3 protein-coding genes and 1 pseudogene are annotated in these 3,644 nt (G+C 73.8%); 1 reads left to right on the top strand and 3 read right to left on the bottom strand.

The window, feature by feature from the left end; translation table 11 throughout:
* The first annotated feature begins 289 nt into the window (after nt 1-289).
* A complete protein-coding gene (locus AC2VNT_RS03880; RefSeq protein ID WP_486945598.1) occupies nt 290-1,168 on the top strand; it encodes an N-acetylmuramic acid 6-phosphate etherase in 879 nt (292 codons plus the stop codon).
* A 5-nt stretch (nt 1,169-1,173) separates the two neighbouring features.
* Here AC2VNT_RS03880 and AC2VNT_RS03875 read toward each other — a convergent pair.
* From AC2VNT_RS03875 to AC2VNT_RS03865, 3 genes and pseudogenes are all read right to left on the bottom strand, one after another.
* Nucleotides 1,174-1,939 (bottom strand): annotated as a pseudogene (locus AC2VNT_RS03875) (sulfite exporter TauE/SafE family protein).
* Between the two features lie 36 nt (nt 1,940-1,975).
* Nucleotides 1,976-3,382 carry a ribosome biogenesis GTPase Der gene (gene der, locus AC2VNT_RS03870; protein ID WP_486945597.1) on the bottom strand — a complete coding sequence of 469 codons (1,407 nt, stop codon included), beginning with the start codon at nt 3,380-3,382 and terminating at the stop codon, nt 1,976-1,978.
* A partial coding sequence (locus AC2VNT_RS03865) for a (d)CMP kinase (RefSeq protein ID WP_486945596.1) occupies nt 3,379-3,644 on the bottom strand: 266 nt, incomplete at its 5' end. The genes AC2VNT_RS03865 and der, both read right to left, overlap by 4 nt.

The following is a 3,644-nucleotide window of genomic DNA, read 5'->3' as shown; positions in this document are numbered from 1 at the left end:
GACCTGGCCCGCCCAGCTCACCGACGCGGCAAAACTCGCCTCCTTCGCACCCGACGTGCTCGCCGCCGAGCACGACGGGGTCGCGGCGGCGATCATCGACCGAGCGGCCACCGCCCTCGCCGCCACCGCCGGCGCGGTCGGCGACGGCCCGGTGGCGGTCGTCGGCGGCCTGTCCGGAATCGAAACCCTGTGCAGTCGACTGGAACTCGTTCCACCGGTCGGCGACGCACTGGACGGCGCGCTGCACCTGACGAAGATCCACCAGCCGCACCTGATCCGGGTGCAGGCCATCGAAGCCCCGAACCGGCTCGACGTGCTGGCCACCGAGGCCACCCGCCCCGGCCTGGACGACCTGGACGCCCGGCCGATCGGCGAGGTCGTCGCGCTGCTGATCGCCGCCGAGAGCGAGGCGCACGCCGCGCTGGCCGCGGCGGTCCCCCGGATCGCGGCGGCCGCCGAGGCCATCGCCGCGCGGCTGGCGCGCGGGGGCCGGCTGATCTACGCCGGCGCCGGGACGTCCGGGCGGCTCGGTGTGCTCGACGCGGCCGAGTGCCGGCCGACGTTCGGCACCGACCTGGTGCGCGGCGTCATCGCCGGCGGGCCGGCGGCGATCACCGAGGCGATCGAGGGCGCCGAAGACGCCTGGAACCCCGCCGATCTGGCCGATCTGACCGCCGCCGACGCCCTGGTCGGGATCACCGCGTCGGGCCGCACCCCGTACGTGCTCGGGGCGCTCGCGCACGCCCGCGCGGCCGGTGCGCTGACCGTCGCGATCGTCAACAACGCCGGCAGCGAGGCGAGTGCGGACGTGGTGATCGAGCTGCCGACCGGGCCCGAGGTGCTCGCCGGCTCCACCCGGCTCACCGCCGGGACAGCCCAGAAGGTGGTGCTCAACACGCTGTCGACCAGCGTGATGATCGCGCTGGGCAAGGCGTACGGGCCGCGGATGGTCGACGTGCGGGCGACCAGCGACAAGCTGCGCCGCCGCGCGGTGCGGATCGTCCGGGACGCGGCCGACGTCGACGAGCAGACCGCGACCGCCGCCCTGGCCGGCGCGGGCGGTCACGCCAAGACCGCGATCGTCGCGCTGCTGGCCGGCGTCGACGCCGCCGAGGCCGCCGCCCGGCTCACCCGGGCGCGCGGGCGGGTGCGGAACGCACTGGACTGAACCGGCTACGCCGCCAGCAGACAGTACAGCCCGATCAGCCCGATCACGATGATCACCGCCCGCAGCGCGTTCGGCGACAGTCGCCGGCCGTAGTGGCCGCCCAGGAACCCGCCGACCAGGGAGCCGGCCGCGATCAGCCCGGCGGCCGGCCAGCTGATCCGGTCGAACGCGGTCAGCGTGTAGGCGATCGCGGCGATCAGGTTCACCACCAGCGCCAGCAGGTTCTTCGCCGCGTTCATCCGCTGCATCGACTCGGCCAGCAGCACGCCCATCACCCCGATCAACACGATGCCTTGCGCGGCGGCGAAATAGCCGCCGTAGACGCCGACCGCGAAGGTGCCGGCGATCAGCGCCGCCAACCGCCCCCGGCTCAGCTCGCCGGTTATCAGACCGGTCGCCGCGGCGTGCCGCTGCGCCGCCTGGATCCGCGGGCCGACCACCACCAGGGCCAGCGCCCCGACCAGCAGCGCCGGCACCACCCGGTTGAACACCCCTTCGGGCAGGTGCAGCAGCAGCCACGCCCCGCAGACCGCGCCGATCAGCGACCCGGGAATCTGCCAGCGCAGCCGGTCCCCCCTGGCCGCGCAGCTCCCGGCGGTAGGCCCAGGTGCCGGAGATGCCGCCGGCCACCAGGCCGACCGAGTTGGAGATGGTGGCGGTCACCGGCGCAAAGCCCAGCGTCACCAGGGTGGGGAAGGTGATCAGGGTACCGGACCCGACCAGCGAATTGATCGCGCCGGCGCCGAGCCCGGCCAGCAGGATCAACACCATCTCGGAGGCGGGCACCGCGGCAACCCTACCGAAGTGTCAGCGCGGCTTGCGCTTCTCCCGCTCCCGCACGTTGATCCGGATCGGGCTGCCGGCGAAGCCGAACGTCTCGCGCAGCCGCCGCTCCAGGAACCGCCGGTAGCCGGCCTCCAGGAAACCGGTGGTGAACAGCACGAACGTCGGCGGGCGGGCGGTGGCCTGGGTGGCGAACAGGATGCGTGGCTGGCGGCCGCGGCGCACCGGCGGCGGGGTGGCGGCGACCACCTCGCGGATCCAGCTGTTCAGCGGCCCGGTCGGGATCCGGGTGTCCCACGATTCCAGCGCGCTCGTCAACGCCGGGGTCAGCTTCTGCACCGCCCGGCCGGTCTTGGCCGAGATGTTCACCCGCTGCGCCCAGCCCACCCGGGCCAGGTCGCGGTCGATCTCGCGGTCCAGCAGGTACCGGCGGTCCTCGTCGACCAGATCCCACTTGTTGAACGCCAGCACCAGCGCCCGGCCGGCCTCGATCACCATCGACAGCACCCGCTGGTCCTGCTCGGTCACCGGCACCGACGCGTCGATCAGCACCACCACCACCTCGGCGGCGTCGATCGCGCCGTGGGTGCGCACCGACGCGTAGAACTCGTGCCCGCTGGCCTGGCCCACCTTGCGGCGCAGCCCGGCGGTGTCGATCAACCGCCAAACGGTGCCGTCCATCTCGATCAGCGAGTCCACCGGGTCGACGGTGGTGCCGGCCACGTCGTGCACCACCGAGCGTTCGTCGCCGGCCAGCCGGTTCAGCAGCGAGCTCTTGCCGACGTTGGGTTTGCCGACCAAGGCCACCCGGCGGGGACCACCACCACCGACGGCGGACTCGGCCACCTCGGGCAGCGCGGCCACCACCTCGTCGAGCAGATCGGCCACCCCGCGGCCGTGCAGCGCGCTCACCGCATACGGCTGACCGAGCCCCAGCGACCACAGCGCCGCGGCGTCGGCCTCGCCCTTCTCGCCGTCAACCTTGTTGGCCGCCAGGAAGACCGGCTTGCCGGAGCGGCGCAGGATGCGGGCGGCGACCTCGTCGCCGGCGGTGGCCCCGACCACCGAGTCCACCACCAAAATCACCGCATCCGCGGTGCGCATCGCCACCGACGCCTGCTCGGCGACCAGCTGCTGCAGCCCCTTGGCGTCCGGCTCCCAGCCGCCGGTGTCCTGCACCACGAACCGGTGCCCGGTCCACAGCGCGTCGTAGCTGACCCGGTCCCGGGTCACCCCGGGCAGGTCCTGCACCACCGCGACCCGGCGGCCCAGGATCCGGTTGACCAGGGTGGACTTGCCGACGTTCGGCCGGCCCACCACCGCCACCACCGGCGGCGGGCCGTGCTCCTCGCCCGGCTCGGCGAAACCTGCGTCGTCTTCGCCGAGCTGCCAGTCGCTTTCGTCGGACCAGGTGCAGTCGCTGTCGCTCATCTCACCACCCCGGTGCGCTCGGTGACCAGTCGCCGCAGGTGGGCGATGACCTCGGCCTCGGTCATCTCGCTGGTGTCCACCAGCACCGCGTCGTCGGCCGGTCGCAGCGGCGACGTCGCCCGGGTCGAGTCCAGCCGGTCGCGGCGACGGACATCGTCCAGCACGGCCGGGTAGTCGTCGGCCAGGCCGGCGGCGACGTTCTGCTCGTTGCGCCGCCGGGCGCGGGTCTCGGCGGTCGCGGTGAGGAAGATCTTCACGTCGG

It is taken from the genome of Mycobacterium sp. TH-M15 (assembly GCF_057473705.1).
Note: the sequence above shows the minus strand (reverse complement) of the source record. Positions and strands in the feature narration are given on the sequence as shown.